Source organism: Pseudomonas sp. LBUM1671 (genome assembly GCF_059695685.1).
Genome location: NZ_CP166782.1, coordinates 5,666,606 through 5,682,844, shown reverse-complemented (window position 1 = coordinate 5,682,844; position 16,239 = coordinate 5,666,606). Strand labels below are relative to the sequence as shown.

Annotated in this window: 14 protein-coding genes; 6 read left to right on the top strand and 8 right to left on the bottom strand. The window is 60.2% G+C overall.

Annotated elements, in window-relative coordinates:
• Positions 1-129: 129 nt before the first annotated feature.
• The 7 genes from glpE to ACA060_RS26315 all read right to left on the bottom strand — a co-directional run bounded on the left by glpE (position 130) and on the right by ACA060_RS26315 (position 7,777).
• A complete protein-coding gene (gene glpE / locus ACA060_RS26345; RefSeq protein ID WP_109635326.1) occupies positions 130-459 on the bottom strand; it encodes a thiosulfate sulfurtransferase GlpE in 330 nt (109 codons plus the stop codon).
• A gap of 33 nt (positions 460-492) precedes the next feature.
• Positions 493-1,377 (bottom strand): symmetrical bis(5'-nucleosyl)-tetraphosphatase, encoded by an 885-nt coding sequence (locus tag ACA060_RS26340; protein WP_109635325.1) that lies wholly within the window; start codon positions 1,375-1,377, stop codon positions 493-495.
• A complete protein-coding gene (apaG, locus tag ACA060_RS26335) occupies positions 1,377-1,757 on the bottom strand; it encodes a Co2+/Mg2+ efflux facilitator ApaG/CorD (RefSeq protein ID WP_497314073.1) in 381 nt (126 codons plus the stop codon). The genes ACA060_RS26340 and apaG overlap by 1 nt, the downstream gene beginning before the upstream one ends.
• A gap of 123 nt (positions 1,758-1,880) precedes the next feature.
• Positions 1,881-2,699, bottom strand: coding sequence for a 16S rRNA (adenine(1518)-N(6)/adenine(1519)-N(6))-dimethyltransferase RsmA (rsmA, locus tag ACA060_RS26330; protein ID WP_109635321.1), 819 nt, complete (start codon positions 2,697-2,699; stop codon positions 1,881-1,883).
• Positions 2,696-3,685 carry a 4-hydroxythreonine-4-phosphate dehydrogenase PdxA gene (gene pdxA / locus ACA060_RS26325; RefSeq protein ID WP_497314071.1) on the bottom strand — a complete coding sequence of 330 codons (990 nt, stop codon included), beginning with the start codon at positions 3,683-3,685 and terminating at the stop codon, positions 2,696-2,698. Before pdxA ends, rsmA begins: the two co-directional genes overlap by 4 nt.
• Positions 3,682-4,998, bottom strand: coding sequence for a peptidylprolyl isomerase SurA (surA, locus tag ACA060_RS26320; protein ID WP_497314069.1), 1,317 nt, complete (start codon positions 4,996-4,998; stop codon positions 3,682-3,684). Before surA ends, pdxA begins: the two co-directional genes overlap by 4 nt.
• Entirely contained in the window at positions 4,979-7,777 is a 2,799-nt protein-coding gene (locus ACA060_RS26315) for an LPS-assembly protein LptD (protein ID WP_497314067.1), read from the bottom strand. The genes surA and ACA060_RS26315 overlap by 20 nt, the downstream gene beginning before the upstream one ends.
• A gap of 130 nt (positions 7,778-7,907) precedes the next feature.
• On the opposite strand from ACA060_RS26315, the gene ACA060_RS26310 reads away from it, so the two are divergent.
• The 3 genes from ACA060_RS26310 to ACA060_RS26300 are packed head-to-tail and all read left to right on the top strand — an operon-like array spanning position 7,908 to position 10,364.
• Positions 7,908-8,927, top strand: a complete 1,020-nt coding sequence (locus ACA060_RS26310) for an aminoglycoside phosphotransferase family protein (protein WP_497314065.1) — start codon at positions 7,908-7,910, stop codon at positions 8,925-8,927.
• On the top strand, positions 8,924-9,595 hold the full coding sequence (gene murU, locus ACA060_RS26305; protein ID WP_497314064.1) for an N-acetylmuramate alpha-1-phosphate uridylyltransferase MurU: 672 nt from the start codon (positions 8,924-8,926) through the stop codon (positions 9,593-9,595). Before ACA060_RS26310 ends, murU begins: the two co-directional genes overlap by 4 nt.
• Position 9,596: 1 nt before the next feature.
• Positions 9,597-10,364 (top strand): TerB family tellurite resistance protein, encoded by a 768-nt coding sequence (locus ACA060_RS26300; protein ID WP_109635310.1) that lies wholly within the window; start codon positions 9,597-9,599, stop codon positions 10,362-10,364.
• A gap of 139 nt (positions 10,365-10,503) precedes the next feature.
• Here ACA060_RS26300 and ACA060_RS26295 read toward each other — a convergent pair whose 3' ends face one another.
• On the bottom strand, positions 10,504-11,496 hold the full coding sequence (locus tag ACA060_RS26295; RefSeq protein WP_497314062.1) for an alpha/beta hydrolase family protein: 993 nt from the start codon (positions 11,494-11,496) through the stop codon (positions 10,504-10,506).
• Positions 11,497-11,569: 73 nt separating this feature from the next.
• On the opposite strand from ACA060_RS26295, the gene ACA060_RS26290 reads away from it, so the two are divergent.
• The 3 genes from ACA060_RS26290 (at position 11,570) to ACA060_RS26280 (ending at position 16,221) form a co-directional block, all read left to right on the top strand.
• Positions 11,570-13,966, top strand: a complete 2,397-nt coding sequence (locus ACA060_RS26290; RefSeq protein ID WP_497314060.1) for a PAS domain-containing sensor histidine kinase — start codon at positions 11,570-11,572, stop codon at positions 13,964-13,966.
• A gap of 157 nt (positions 13,967-14,123) precedes the next feature.
• Positions 14,124-14,753, top strand: a complete 630-nt coding sequence (locus tag ACA060_RS26285) for a response regulator (RefSeq protein WP_003210977.1) — start codon at positions 14,124-14,126, stop codon at positions 14,751-14,753.
• A gap of 343 nt (positions 14,754-15,096) precedes the next feature.
• Entirely contained in the window at positions 15,097-16,221 is a 1,125-nt protein-coding gene (locus ACA060_RS26280; RefSeq protein ID WP_109635305.1) for an ABC transporter ATP-binding protein, read from the top strand.
• Positions 16,222-16,239 lie beyond the last annotated feature (18 nt).

Below are 16,239 nucleotides of genomic sequence, written 5' to 3'. Positions count from 1 at the left end.
GGATGGCCTGCGCTTAAGGATAGTTGCTTATTCGGGAGGTAAAGGCGAGATACGTAATTAGTTGTGGCAGACCGTTCGTCTGCCACCGCGCGAGCCCGCGGGGGCCGGGGCTTGCACGTTACAAAAAAATTATTCGGACGTGCCTTGCGCCGTTTCCGCCGGGTAAGTCGTACGCCACAGCTCAAAACCGCCGTCCATGCTGTACACGTCTGAAAAGCCCTGGCTGATCAGGTACGCGGCCGCGCCTTGGCTGGAATTGCCGTGGTAGCAGACCACTACGGTCGGTGCATCCAGATCGGCAGCCTGAATAAATGCATGCAGTGAATGATTGTCCAGATGCTTCGAGCCGCTGATGTGCAGCGCGGCAAAAGTAGCAGGGTCGCGGACATCGACCACCACTGCGCCTTGTTCGCGCAGGGCTTGTGCCTGTTCTGGGGGGATGCGTTTGAATTCGCTCATGGCGGGCTCCGGTGGCTCGGCTGAAAGCGCAGTCTAGCGCTGGGCGCTGGCTGGCGTTTGTTCGCAAGTGAGTGGGGCGACTGGTGGCGCGGCAGCATGGCCATGCTCGTCGCATTTGCAGGACAGGCGTTCCCCGCTGTCGACATTCATCATCGTCAGGGCACCGCCCCAGACGCAACCCGTGTCGAGGGCAGAGATGCCCGGCTCGTTGCACTGGCCCTCAAGCGCGGCCCAGTGCCCGAAAATGATTTTCACACCCTTGGTTTTGCGTTCCTTGTGCTGGAACCAGGGTTTGTAGCCGGGTGGCGCAGTGCCCAGGCCTTCCTTGCTCTTGAGGTCCAGCTTGCCTTCGGCCGTGCAGAAACGCATGCGGGTGAAATAGTTGGTGATCACCCGAAGACGCGTGACGCCTTGGAGGTCGCTGTCCCATTTCGCCGGATCGTTGCCGTACATGCCGTCGAGGTAGGGTGGCAGCAAATTGTCGTCGCGCAGCGCCGTCTCGACTTCGGCGGCGCACTTCAGTGCTTTGCGCAGCGACCATTGCGGCGGAATGCCGGCATGCACCAGCGCAACGTTACGTTGCTCGTCGTAGTGCATGAGTTTTTGCTGGCGCAGCCATTCCAGTAGCTCGGCGCAATCGGGGGCTTCGATAATCTCGCGAAGGGTATCGGTTTTCTTCAGCCGTTCGATGTTCTTCCCGGCCGCCAGCAAGTGCAGGTCATGGTTGCCGAGCACGCACACCAGCGATTCGCGGATGCTGTAGAGAAAGCGCAAGGTTTCCAGCGACTGCGGGCCACGGTTGACCAGATCACCCACCAGCCACAGACGATCCTTTGCCGGGTCGAACGCGACTTTTTTGAGCAGGCATTGAAGGGCTTCAAGACAGCCTTGAAGGTCGCCGACGGCGTACGTCGCCATCAGTGCAGGGCTCCGGGCACCGCCAGGCGGAATGGCGCGATGATGGCGTCAAAGTGTTTGCCGTCATCGGCGACCATTTCGTAAGTACCCTGCATCGTGCCGACCTTGGAAGTCATGACGGTGCCGCTGCTGTAGGTATGGCTCTTGCCTGGTTCGATCAACGGTTGCTGGCCGACAACGCCCGCACCGCGAACCTCTTCGACATGCCCGTCGCCATCGGTGATGACCCAGTGCCGTGACAGCAGCTTGGCCGGTAACTCGCCGTTGTTCTGCACGGTGATGGTGTAGGCGAAGGCAAAGCGGTCGTGCTCGGGTTGCGATTGTTCTGCCAGATAGCGGGTGACGACGCTGACGTCGACCTGATAACGAGGATCGGACATGCAAGAGGCCTTAAAAACGAAGCGGGACGCGGGGCGTAGCTGATTGAACTCAGTCTAGGCCAAGTATCGGGTAGTAAACCAGACATGGGCGCTGGTGTCCTACCCGATGACGTTCGTCGCCTGTCAGTCGGCGGCGGGGGATGGCGGGACTTGTTCGCTGAGCTTGTCGGCCAGGCGCACGAAGGCGGCAAGGTCGAGCTGCTCTGGGCGAAGGCTGCCGTCAACGCCGGCTGCGGTGATTTCGTCGTTGCTCAGCAGCAACTTGAGGGTGTTGCGCAAGGTCTTGCGACGCTGGTTGAAGGCTTCGCGCACCACACGTTCCAGCAGCTTGTGATCCTTGGCCGGGTGCGGCAGCACCGCGTGAGGCACCAGGCGCACGATGGCCGAATCGACTTTCGGTGGCGGGTTGAAAGCGCCCGGGCCTACGTTGAACAGATGTTCGACCCGGCAGTGATACTGAACCATGATCGACAGGCGACCCCAGTCACCACCACCAGGACCTGCCGCCATGCGCTCGACCACTTCTTTTTGCAGCATGAAGTGCATGTCGCGAATCAGGCTGGCGTTATGCAGCAAGTGAAAAATGAGCGGCGTCGAGATGTTGTACGGCAGGTTGCCGACGACGCGAAGGCTGCCCGGTGCTGCATTCAGGCTGTTGAAGTCGAACTTCAGCGCGTCACCCTGATGCAGGTTGAAGTTGCTCTTGCCGGCGAACTGCTGGTTGAGGATCGGGATCAGGTCCTTGTCCAGTTCCACCACGTCCAACTGCGCGCCGCTGCCCAGCAGGCCTTGGGTCAACGCACCCTGGCCCGGGCCGATTTCCAGCAGGCGGTCTTCAGGCTTGGCGTGGATGGAGCGCAGGATGCGGTCGATAACGCCGGCATCGTGCAGGAAGTTCTGGCCGAAACGCTTGCGCGCCCGGTGTTGGTAATGCTCGGTCATATACGGGTCTCGGCCATCTGGTAGGCGGTTTCCAGGGCGACTTGCAGGCTGCCGGTGTCGATGTTGCCGCTGCCGGCCAGATCCAGGGCGGTGCCGTGGTCGACCGACGTGCGGATGATCGGCAAGCCCAGGGTCACGTTGACTGCCGCGCCGAAGCCTTTGTATTTCAGCACAGGCAGGCCCTGGTCGTGGTACATCGCCAGCACCGCGTCGCAGTGCTCCAGATATTTGGGGGTAAACAGAGTGTCGGCGGGCAGGGGGCCGCGAAGGTCCATGCCCTCGCCGCGCAGGCGCTCTAATGTAGGTTCGATGATGTCGATTTCTTCATGGCCCAGGTGACCGCCTTCACCAGCATGCGGGTTCAACCCGCAGACCAGTATGCGTGGTCGGGCGATGCCGAATTTTTGTTGCAGGTCTGTGTGCAGAATCCGTGTGACCCGTTCCAGACGCTCCGGCGTGATTGCATCGGCAATCTCGCGAAGGGGCAGGTGAGTGGTCACCAGTGCCACGCGCAAGCCGCGGGTGGCAAGCATCATCACCACTTGTGCGGTGTGGGTCAGGTCGGCGAGAAATTCGGTGTGCCCGGAGAAGGCAATCCCGGATTCATTGATCACGCCCTTGTGCACGGGGGCAGTGATCATGCCGGCGAAATGCCCGTCGAGGCAGCCTTGGCCCGCACGGGTCAAGGTTTCCAGAACGAAAGCCGCATTGGCCTTATCCAGTTGCCCGGCAGTGACCGGTGCATGGAGCGGTGTATCCCAGACATACAGGCTGTTGGCGGGTGCCGGAACATCCGGCCAGCTGTCAGGCGCAACAGGGAGCAGATCGACAACCACGCCCAGTTGCGCGGCCCGCTCAAGGAGCAGGTCGCGGCTGGTAATGGCAATCAGGGGGTGTGGCTGGGCTTGCGAGGCGAGCAGCAGGCATAGGTCGGGACCTATGCCGGCCGGTTCACCGGGTGTCAGCGCGAAACGCTTGGGTTTCACTGCGCTGCCTGGTCTGCACCAGGGAGTTTGATCTCTACATACGCTTCGTCACGGATCTGACGCAGCCAGGTTTGCAGCTCTTCGTCGTATTTGCGGTTACGCAGTACGGTCATCGCTTGCTGCTCACGGGCCTGGTTAGTGCTGTCGGTGGCGCGACGGCCAAGGACTTCCAGGACATGCCAGCCGTATTGGGTCTGGAACGGCTTGGACAGCTGACCTTGCGGGGTCTTGGCCATCACTTCGCGGAACTCAGGTACCAATGCATTCGGATCGATCCAGTTCAGGTCGCCACCGTTGAGGGCGGAACCCGGATCTTCCGAGAAGCTTTTCGCCAGTTCGCCGAAATCTTCGCCCGCTTCGATCCGGGTGTAGAGCGACTCAGCCAAGGCCTTGGTCTTTGCTTCGTCACGGATCGGGCTTGGCTTGACCAGGATATGACGCACGTGCACTTCGTCACGCGTCTGGGTCTCACCACCACGCTTGTCGAGGATCTTCAGGATGATGAAGCCGCCCGGCGTACGCATTGGCTGGGTAATGTCGCCAACGGTCATGGTGCTCAGCATGCGATCGAATGGAGGTGGCAATTGAGCGGCTTTACGCCAGCCCATGTCGCCGCCTTCCAGTGCGGTTTCGCTGGCGGATTTGGCAATTGCCAGCTGACCGAAGTCAGCGCCTTGCTTGAGCTGCTGGTACACCGCGTCCGCTTGCTTGGCCGCATTCTGAATCGCATCGGAGTTGGCGCTCTCCGGTGTAGGAATCAGGATGTTGGCCAGGCGGAACTCTTCGGACAACTGCATCTTGCCGAGGTCGGAAGCGAGGAAGTTCTTCACCTCCTGCTCGGAAACCTGGATACGTTCAGCCACACGACGCTGACGCACACGGCTGATGATCATTTCGCGGCGAATCTGTTCACGGGCGTCCTCGTAAGAGAGGCCGTCGCGGGTCAGGGCTGCGCGGAACTGATCAATCGACATGTTATTGCGCTGAGCAATGGTGCCGACAGCCTGGTTCAGTTCTTCATCGGTAATGCGGATGCCGGAACGCTCGCCGATCTGCAATTGCAGGTTTTCAACGATCAGACGCTCAAGCACCTGCTGATCCAGCACGCCGGCTGGCGGCACTGCGGCACCGCGCTTGGCGATGGTTTGCTGAACCTCGTGAACACGCTGGTCCAGTTGGCTCTGCATGACCACGTCGTTGTCGACAATGGCCACCACTTTATCGATGGACTGTACCGCGGCGTTTGCCGCGGTACCCAGGAACAGCGCGCCCAGCACTAGCGGGCGCAGACAATCAGAAAGCTTGGTCTTCACGTTCACGATAACCTTGGATGCCTTTGTCGAGGAAGCTCTCTACTTTGGCGCCGGTGAGGCCGCCGAGACCCTTCAGAACGATTTGTAGGAAGATGCCATGGTCGCCTTTTTCGTTTTCCGGAGCTTCCTGACTGAACTCGTCATAAGAAACCCAGTAACGGTTGATCAGGCGCAGTTTCCAGCAGCAGTTGTCGTACTCGAAACCACCGAAGGCTTCCAGGGTACGGTTGCGGTTGTAGTCATACTGCCAGCGACTGATGACGTTCCATTGCGGCACGACCGGCCAGATCACCGAGAAGTCGTGCTGTTGGATTTTGTAGTAGTCCTTCACATAGCCAGGTTGGCCAGGGGAGCCGTAGTCACCACCGCCCACCGACCATTTACCAGTGTTCTGGTCGTAACGAACCTGGTCGTTGCGATAGCGATAGCCGGCGTTGATGACCTTGTTCGGGTTGTCTTCAGGCTGGTAGTGGAACATCGCGCTACCCGAGCGAGGGCTGCGGCTGTCCGGGTCCCAGTTATAGTCGGCCGTGGTGCGCCAATCGCGGTTCCAGCGGTACTCGTATTCCAGCGCATAAGGCGACACGTTGGAGTGCGCGTCGTCGCGGGTTTTTGCATCGATCCCCGGCAACTGGACTTCGCGGTCCTTGAAGTACAAGGCCTGGCCGACACTGATGCGCTGACGCTCGAAACCGTTGTCTTCGATCCAGCGGTTGGTTATGCCCAGCGACAGTTTGTTCTCGTCACCGACGCGGTCGGTACCGGAGAAGCGATTGTCGCGAAACAGCGACGCGTAGTTGAAGGTGTATTCGCCAGTGTCGAACACCGGGATATCTTCCTGGTTTTCCTCCGGTACATAGAGGTAGAACAGGCGCGGCTCCAGGGTTTGGCGATAGTTCTTGCCAAACCATTGGGTATTGCGATCGAAATACAGGCCGCTATCAATGCTCGCGATCGGAACACCACGGTTCTGGTTGGAGCCGAAGGTGCCGTTGAGTCTGTCTTGTTCAGCGGTCTGCGTGGCTATGTCACGTTTGCCTTGGCTGTCCAGGTCCAGTTGGTACTGCGTGTACTGGTACTTCAGAGATGGTTTGAGGAAACCATAACTTGCATTCATTGGATAGCTGATAACTGGGGCGACATTCAGACGATCACCCGTAGCACGCGCTAACCCAAAAACGTGTGTATCCAGTCGATCACTGACATCGCCGTTTTCATTGGTGAAGGTGCCGTTTTTCAGGTCACGATCAAACCGCACGATTTCAGTGTTATACGAGAAATCCAAACCGCCTGGATGTTGCGGCAGCGCACCATTGAAGGTGATTTGCGGCAAGCGGTCATATGGCGTGATGGCCGAGACCGTCGCCAGCTGATAGGCCGTGGCGCTTACCGTCGCGGCATAATTATCGCCACGGTAAACCACTGCTCCCTGTTGGGTGACGTAGTCTTCGCTTTTCACGCCAATCTGGTCAGTCTGCAGATCCTGGAAGTAATACGGATCGCTGATCTTGGTGTAATCGACTTGCGTATAAACGCGCGAGTCGAGGCCACCTTTGTGCTGCCAGTTATACATGTAGCGGTTTTTCTGGTAGTCGGTCTGCCCGCTGCGATCGGTGTCCTCGTCGTTGAGGTATGCAGCGCCTAACTGACCTTCGCTGGACGGGGTCAGGTAGCGGAATTCGCCTTCCATCAGCAAGCCATGCTTGCTCATGTAACGCGGGTACAACGTGGCGTCGTAGTTCGGCGCCAGGTTGAAGTAATACGGTGTGACCAGCATGAAGCCGGTATCGCTGCCGGTGCCGATAGTCGGCGGCAGGAAGCCGGACTGGCGACGGTCATCGATCGGGAAATAGATGTACGGCGTGTACAGGACAGGAATGTCCTTGACCCGCAGTGTCACGTTGGTCGCGGTACCGAAACCGGTCGCCGGGTTCAAGGTGATGTTGTTGCCCTTGAGCTGCCAGGCGTTGCTGTTCGGTTCGCACGTGGTGTACGTACCATCCTTGAGGCGGATGATCGCGTTTTCGGCACGTTTGGCGTACAGCGCATTACCGCGGATACGGGATTTGTGCATCACGTATTCGGCGTTATCCACCTTGGCTTCACCGGTATCGAGCTGCACGTCGGCGTGGTCGCCCACGATCAGCGCGCCGTTGTCGCGAATGCGCACGTTGCCGCTCAGTTCGCCACGGCTCTCGGCCTGGTAAAGGTTCGCTTCGTCGGCTTCGACCTGCATGCTGCCCTGACGCATGACGACGTCGCCGGCCAGGGTCGCGACTTGCTCTTCCTGCTTATAGCGGGAGGCTTTCGCGCCGATAAAGGTCGGTGCGTCACTTTTATCCGTCTTGTCATTCATGCCAGGACGAATCGGTTCGATATAGGAACCAGAGCAGTAAGGACCGGTCTCGGCCAGTTGCGCCGCCGTGAGGTTCTCGCGCGGAACCCAGTCGAGGTGACTGTAGTCTGCACTACGCGACTTCAGGCCGCGGCCTTTGGACTCGGTAACCAGCACAGGCTTGGCGCCAGTGTCTTCGCTGGTGCCACTCTCGGTCGCAGCTTCGCCGGTGGCGGAAACTGCGCTGCCTTCATGGACGGGACGCGGTGGCAATGCCGCCGCTGGCGCTTTTGGCGCACAGTCCCAGGCACCCGAAGCAGAGACTGAGCAGTCATACTGTTCCGCGGCGACCACGAATGAGGTGGCTAGGGGTTGCAGGGCCAGCAGACTGCCGGTAACCAACAACGGAAATTTTTTACGAAACGCGGGGGATTTCAATGCCATCTTATTAGTCCGGGCTTCCTGCGTGCCATCTGCCCGCGGTGTGGGCCGCACGCCTCTCGATGGTCTGAAAAAGATGCTGGATAATAAAGCATGACCCGCTTGACGGCTAGCGCCGTCGGAGACCCTTGCAATGCCTGACCAAGATGTACGTTTGCAACACCTGAAAGTTTGGCTCGATGAGCAGTTGGCAACCCTCTTTGCAGAACAGGGATGGGGCGCCGTACCCCCGGCCACATTGACCGCGGCCAGTAGTGATGCGAGTTTTCGGCGCTATTTCCGCTGGGAAGGCGAGGGCAGAAGTTTCGTCGTAATGGACGCGCCACCGCCCCAGGAAAACTGCAAACCCTTCGTGGATATCGCTTTTTTGCTGGCGAAATCCGGAATAAATGTGCCGAAAATTTATGCCGAAGACCTCGAGCGCGGTTTTCTTTTGCTCAATGACCTGGGCAACAAGACTTACCTCGACGTGATCGACAGCGAAAATGCCGACGATTTGTTCAAGGATGCCCTGCAAGCACTGCTGGCTTTTCAGCAATTGCCGATGGTCGCGCCGTTGCCAAGTTATGACGTGGCATTACTGCGCCGGGAACTGGAACTGTTCCCCGAGTGGTACGTGAAACGTGAGCTGGGCATCGAATTCGACTCGGCGCAGCAAATGCTCTGGCAGAACGTGACCGAGCTGCTGATCGACAGCGCCCTGGCTCAGCCAAAAGTGCTGGTGCACCGCGACTACATGCCACGCAACCTGATGCTCAGCGAGCCGAACCCTGGCGTGCTGGATTTCCAGGATGCGGTCTATGGCCCTGTGACCTATGACGTGACCTGCCTGTTCAAGGACGCCTTCCTCAGTTGGCCCGAGGAACGTGTGCGTATCTGGCTGGAAGATTACTGGCAGCAAGCAGGCGCGCTCGGTATTCCCGTGCAACCCGACTTTGAAGATTTCCTGCGAGCCAGCGACCTGATGGGCGTGCAGCGCCACCTGAAAGTGATCGGCATCTTCGCCCGCATCTGCCACCGCGACGGCAAACCGCGCTACCTGGCCGATGTGCCGCGCTTCTTTGCCTATATAGACGCGGTGATCGCCCGCCGTCCTGAACTGGCTGAGCTGGATGTGTTGCTGCTGAGTCTGCGTGCTGGAGCCTCTGCATGAAGGCAATGATTCTGGCCGCGGGAAAAGGCGAGCGCATGCGCCCGCTGACGCTGACCACACCCAAGCCGCTGGTTCGTGCCGGCGGCGTTCCTCTGATCGAGTACCACTTGAAAGCCCTGGCGATCGCCGGGTTTACCGAGATCGTCATCAATCACGCCTGGCTCGGTCAGCAGATCGAAAGTTACCTGGGGGACGGCTCGCAATACGGCTTGCGTATCCAGTACTCGCCGGAAGGTGAGCCACTGGAAACCGGCGGCGGCATCTTCCGCGCATTGCCCTTGCTGGGCGATGACGCGTTCCTGGTGGTCAACGGTGACATCTGGACCGATTACGACTTCAGCGTGCTGCATCAACCCATCGCCGGGTTGGCGCATCTGGTGCTCGCGGACAACCCGCCGCATCACCCGACCGGCGATTTCACGCTGGTCGACGGGCAAGTGCGTGACGGTCAGCCAGACACCGACACCCTGACCTACAGCGGCATTGCCGTGTTGCATCCGCAATTGTTCGACGGTTGCTCGGCCGGCGCCTTCAAACTGGCACCGCTGCTGCGCAAAGCCATGGCTGATGGACAGGTCACCGGTGAACGCCTGAACGGACACTGGGTGGATGTCGGCACGCACGAACGCCTGGCTGAAGTTGAAACCCTGATAGAAGCGAGACGCTGACATGCTGTGGCCAGGGACTCTGATTGGAGCCGGAGCGGGCTTTGCCATAGCCAGCATTCCGGGGGCCATGCTCGGCGCTTTGTTGGGACAGGCGCTGGATCGGCGTTTGCACCTGCAGAGCTGGGGGCATTTGCGGGAAAAGCTCGGCGGTCGTCCGATGCTGCGCAACGATGAACTGTTGTTCGTGTTGCTGGGACGGTTGGCCAAGAGCGATGGACGAGTGGTTGAAGGCCACATCCAGCAGGCCCGCCAGGAAATGCGCTCGCTGGAAATGACCGAGTCGGCGCAGCGTCGTGCCATTGCCGCGTTCAATCGTGGCAAGTCGGGCAATGACCGCTTGCGCGGATATCTACGGCGCTTGAGTGCCCAGCCTCATGCTGCCGAAGGCGTGTTGCGCGCCTGTTGGCGGATGGTCTGGGCCGATGGGCGAGCGGGGAACAATGAGCGCGAACTGCTGGCCCAGTGGGGCAAGTGGCTGGGCTGGACGCCGCAACAAGTACTGGCGCTGGCGGCCGACTACGATCAGCACAAGCGACCGCAGGTCAGCAGCACCCTGACGTATCAGGATGCCTTGCGGCTGTTGGGGGTGTCGGCGACCAGCGAGCCGGCGCAGATCAAGCGTGCCTATCGACGCCTGCTCAGTCGCCATCACCCGGACAAGATTGCCGGCAGCGGTGCAACGGCGTTGCAGGTGCGTGAGGCGACCGACAAGACTCGTGAACTGCATACGGCCTACACGTTGATTCGTGAGCGGCGGGATTTTCGGTAGCGGCAAAGATATGTGCCGTCAGTGATGTCGCCTTCGCGAGCAAGCCCGCTCCCACAGGATTTGAGTCGTACGCAATTTTTGCTATCGACATGTAAACCTGTGGGAGCGGGCTTGCCCGCGAATGGAGCGACGCGGTCTGTCAGTCCGCCGTCTTCTGCGGATTCAACAAACCACGCACCCGCCGCACGAGTTGCTCTTGCTCGGCCTTTGCATTACCGGGCAGCGCCTTGAGCGACACCTGGCTGAACGCCGAAGTCTTCAAGCGCTTGCTGGCCTGCATTCGTGCCAGCGCTGCGTTGCGATCCAGTGGCTTATCCATATAGAAGATGTCTGCCGTCGGCAGCTTCAGAGTCGGCGTCAGCTCAACCAGCTCGGGCTTCGCCGCGGCAGGTGTCTGGGCCGCGACCATCACGAATTTCTCCACTTGCGACGGCTGCTTCTCGCTCAGATAACGCGCGGCCCAATAAGCCCCGGTGCCATGGCCCAACACCACGATGCTGCGAGCGCTTTGTTGTTCGGCATAGGCAATAGCTGCATCAATGCGAGCAAAGATGCGCTCGGCATTGGCTTTGGCTTGCTCCTCGGTGGTTTCGGCGATGGCCTTGTCGGCAACTTCCGCTTCACCACCGGCCGCTTGCTCGATGGGGGCTGCCGTAGTCGAGTCCTTGCTGCCGGTTTCCGGGGCCTTGAGCGTTGGTGGCATTTCCATAACGCGTGGCGCGATGGCATCGCTTTGCACGTCCGGCAAGGTGATACTCAGGCTGCTCCACTTCGCGTCGGGTAATTTGTTGCGCAAGGGGCCGATTGCTTGCGGCCAGTCAACAGTCTCGCCGGCACCCGGGATGATAATCACCGCACCTTTGGGCTCGGCGGTATTGGCCGGTTTCCACAAAGCCAGAAAGGTGTCGGCACCGGCTTGCAGTTGTTGCTGTTCCTGCGCAGGGAGTTGTCGCTCAAGTGCAGTCGCTTCTTCCTGACTACGCTCAAGCAGTGGCTGGCGTTCGACCGGTTTTTCTTCTGCGGGTTTTTCCGCGGCAGCAGGCGCAGGATCGGCCGCCTCGACGGAAAAGGCGCAAGGCAGGATCAGCGACAGGCACAATGCTGGCAATGCCAGGCGGTAGACAGGGGGCATCGGATATTCCAGGCCAGAAGTTATTCCGGCAGCCTAATGGGTTGGTCAGTATTTGTCAGTGTGTGAGACTTCAATGATGCGTTTTCGCTGCCTGTGGGTTATCGGCTGTTTGTGGTTTCCCTTGATGAGTTGGGCGGCTTCCGCGCCACCGGCGCACGTCGCGGCCTTGTCGCCCCAGCAACAACAGTGGTTGGCCGCGCACGGCGAGTTGCGCGTGGGGCTGGTGTTGCAGGCGCCTTACGCGCAATACGATCGCCGCTTGCAGCGCTTGTCCGGGGTCAACGTCGAGTTGATGAAATGGCTGGCCAAGGCCCTCAAGGTCGAACTGAGCTGGCGTAATTTCCCCGACCTCGCGCAACTGGAAGCCGCCGCGCGCGAGGGTGAAATCGACATTGCCCCCGGGCTGACTCAAACCCCCGCCGGCCTGCGGTTCTGGCAGTTCTCTGACCCCTACATGCGAGTGCCGCAACTGGTGGTCAGCGATCAGAAAAGCGCTGGTGTGGTGGAGCTGGAGAAACTCGACAGCCAGACCCGCGTCGCCGTGCGCATGCCCAGCGCGACGGCCGATTACCTTCGCGGCAACTATCCCCATCTGAACCTGCAAGGCGTACCGATCGAGCGCCAGGCGTTGCAGCTGTTGCTGAGCCAGCAGGCTGGTTACGCCGTGGTCGATGAAGCGCAGTTGGGACGTTTATCCGTGGAGCCTGAGTTCTCCGGGCTGGTCGTGGTGGGTGACATTGGCCTGCCGCAATTGCTGCGGGTCGCCACGCGACGGGACCAGCCGGAACTGGCCGGCATCGTCGAAAGCGCGCTGCGGGCGATCCCGGCCAAAGACCTTGAACAACTGCACAACCAATGGCTGCAACCCAAGTACCCGCGTCTGACCGAATCCCGGGGATTCTGGCAAAACCTCTGCCTGCTGATGGCGGTATTGATGCTGAGCAGCATGGCCATCGTGTTCTGGCAGCGCCGCCAGCAGCACAGTCTGGAGCAGCGTCTATTGGCGGCGCGCGAGGACATTGCCCTGCGTGAGGCCAGTGAAGAGGCGTTGCGCCTGACCCAGTTTTCCATCGATCAGAGCACCGTCGGCATTCTCTGGGTCAACTGGGACAGCCACGTGCGCTACGCCAACCGCGCCGCCGAAACCATGCTCGGGTATCCGCCCGGCGCAATCATTGATCGGCCGTTGATCGACTTTGAGCCAGGCTTGCACATGGACCGCTGGCTGAACCTGTGGAAGCGCGCCCGTGCGAGCGAAGAAGGGCCGCAAAGTTTCGAAACCAACTGTGTACGAGCCGATGGCAGCATCCTGCCGACCGATGTTTCGTTGAGCTTCATGCGCTTTCGCGGGGGTGAATACCTGGTGGTTTACCTCAACGACGTCACTGAGCGTCGTCGTGCCCTTGCGGCGTTGCAGGAAAGCGAAGCACGGTTGCAGGGAATTGCCGCCAACGTCCCGGGATTGGTCTTTCGCCTGGAACGGGCGCCGTTGACGGGGCAGATCGACTTTGCCTACATCAGTGAGGGCAGCGAGAGTCTGGTGGGTTACTCGCCGGCGACCCTGGCCCATCGCGACAAAGGCCTGCGCAGCCTGGTGCATCCGGACGACAAGGCCAGCTATCACCAGACTCAGGACCATGCGCTGGACACCGACAGCGACTGGTCATGGCAGGGGCGGATTCTCACGCGTTCGGGCGAGCAACGCTGGGCCGAGATCAAGGCCATCACCCGCCGGCTCGAAGACGGCGCGTATGTCTGGGACGGAATTGTCTGGGACATCAGCGAGAGCAAGCGCATCGAACTGGAACTGGCCAGCTCCCGCGAGCAACTGCGTGAGCTGTCCGCTCACCTGGAGAGCGTGCGCGAAGAGGAAAAGGCCCGTATCGCCCGGGAAGTTCACGACGAGCTGGGTCAGATGTTGACCGTGCTCAAGCTGGAAACCTCCATGTGCGAATTGGCCTATGCCCAACTCGACCCGGGTCTGAATGAGCGCTTGAACAGCATGAAACGCTTGATTGCGCAGCTGTTCCAGCTGGTGCGCGATGTGGCGACGGCGTTGCGGCCACCGATTCTCGATGCCGGGATCGCGTCCGCCATCGAGTGGCAGGCCCGGCGCTTCGAGGCGCGCACGCAGATTCCGTGTCTGGTTCAGGTGCCGGAGAATCTGCCGGTGCTCAGTGACGCCAAGGCCATTGGGCTGTTCCGGATCCTTCAGGAAGCGCTGACCAATGTCATGCGCCATGCCCAGGCGCATACTGTTGAACTGACGTTGACGCTGGAAGGCGACGAGTTGTGTCTTACCGTCAGCGATGATGGCGTAGGATTTGTTCCCGCCACCGGCAGGGCGACGTCCTTCGGGGTGGTCGGCATGCGTGAGCGGGTGTTGATCATGGGCGGGCGGTTGTCGCTGGAGAGTGAGCCGGGGGAGGGCACGACGTTGAGTGTGCGAGTGCCCGTGAATGAGGCCTGAAGTATTTGTGGTGTCTGTACTGACGCCATCGCGAGCAGGCTCGCTCCCACAGGGATCCGGGCAGGTGCACAGATAGCTGATACACACCCAATCCACTGTGGGAGCGAGCCTGCTCGCGATTGATCTTGGCTCTTATATAAAAAGAATGGAGAAGACTGTGATCCGTGTACTGGTAGCCGAAGACCACACCATCGTCCGTGAAGGTATCAAGCAGTTGATTGGCTTGGCCAAGGACTTGCTGGTGGTGGGGGAGGCGAGCAATGGCGAGCAGTTGCTCGAGACCCTGCGGCATGTTCCCTGCGAAGTGGTATTGCTGGACATCTCCATGCCGGGCGTCAATGGCCTGGAAGCGATCCCGCGGATTCGTGCGCTGAACAATCCGCCGGCCATTTTGGTGCTGTCGATGCACGACGAAGCGCAAATGGCCGCCAGGGCGCTGAAAGTCGGCGCTGCGGGTTACGCGACCAAGGACAGCGATCCGGCACTGCTGCTGACGGCGATTCGCAAAGTCGCGGCGGGCGGTCGTTACATCGACCCGGACCTGGCCGACCGCATGGTCTTCGAAGTCGGCCTGACCGATTCGCGGCCGTTGCATTCGTTGCTGTCGGAGCGTGAGTTCTCGGTGTTCGAACGCCTGGCCCAGGGCGCCAACGTCAACGACATCGCGCAGCAACTGGCCCTGAGCAGCAAAACCATCAGCACCCACAAGGCGCGGCTGATGCAGAAACTCAACATCACCTCCCTGGCGGAACTGGTGAAATATGCGATGGAGCACAAGCTTCTCTAAAGCCCACCACCGTCCCAATGTGGGAGCGAGCCTGCTCGCGATAGCGGCGTGTCAGTCGGCATAGCTTTGCCTGATTCACCGCTATCGCGAGCAGGCTCGCTCCCACAGGGATCTCGTCGTCATATCCGTTTGCGACATCCTGAAAAGCTACTTTTGCCAGTTCTTGCGGCTTGTAGCTTCAGGCTAGCCACCGCACCTACCCATCCCCGCCATCCGTGTAGGGCAATCCCTACCCCCAACCTTCCATCCCACTGAGGCGATTCTCTCCTGCGCCCCGATTTGCGCGCTCCCCACCGTCCACTAGGCTTAGTCCACAGCAGTCATCAACAAAAAAGGTGTGGGTATGAGCCAGGTCGATTCAAACGCAGGGGCCAGTGACATTCTGGTCAGCTTTCGTGGAGTGCAAAAAAGCTACGACGGCGAGAACCTGATCGTCAAAGACCTCAACCTGGAAATTCGCAAAGGCGAGTTCCTCACCTTGCTCGGGCCGTCCGGCTCCGGCAAGACCACCAGCCTGATGATGCTCGCCGGTTTCGAAACGCCGACTGCCGGCGAAATCCTACTGGCCGGGCGCTCCATCAACAACGTGCCGCCGCACAAGCGCGACATTGGCATGGTGTTCCAGAACTACGCGTTGTTCCCGCACATGACCGTCGCCGAGAACCTGGCGTTTCCGCTGACCGTGCGCGGTTTGAACAAGAGCGACGTCAGTGACAAGGTCAAAAAAGTCCTGAGCATGGTTCAGCTCGACGCCTTCGCCCAGCGCTACCCGGCGCAACTGTCCGGCGGCCAGCAACAGCGTGTGGCCCTGGCCCGCGCCTTGGTGTTCGAACCGCAACTGGTGCTGATGGACGAACCCCTCGGCGCGCTGGACAAACAACTGCGTGAACACATGCAGATGGAAATCAAACACCTGCACCAGCGCCTCGGCGTGACCGTGGTCTACGTGACTCACGACCAGGGTGAAGCCCTGACCATGTCCGACCGTGTGGCGGTGTTCCATCAGGGCGAGATCCAGCAGATCGCTGCGCCGCGCACCCTCTATGAAGAGCCGAAAAACACCTTCGTCGCCAATTTCATCGGCGAGAACAACCGCCTCAACGGCCGCTTGCACAGCCAGACCGGCGATCGTTGCATCGTCGAACTCGGTCGCGGTGAAAAGGTTGAAGCCCTGGCGGTCAACGTCGGCAAGACCGGCGAACCGGTCACGCTGTCGATTCGTCCGGAACGCGTAAGCCTCAACGGCTCCAGCGAATCCTGCGTCAACCGCTTCTCAGGGCGGGTGGCGGAATTCATCTATCTGGGCGACCACGTCCGGGTTCGCCTGGAAGTCTGCGGCAAGACCGACTTCTTCGTGAAACAACCGATTGCCGAGCTCGATCCCGCGCTCGCCGTCGGCGATGTGGTACCGCTTGGCTGGCAGGTCGAACACGTTCGCGCGCTCGACCCACTTCTAGAGGCGCATTGATCGCCCCGGCTACACCAA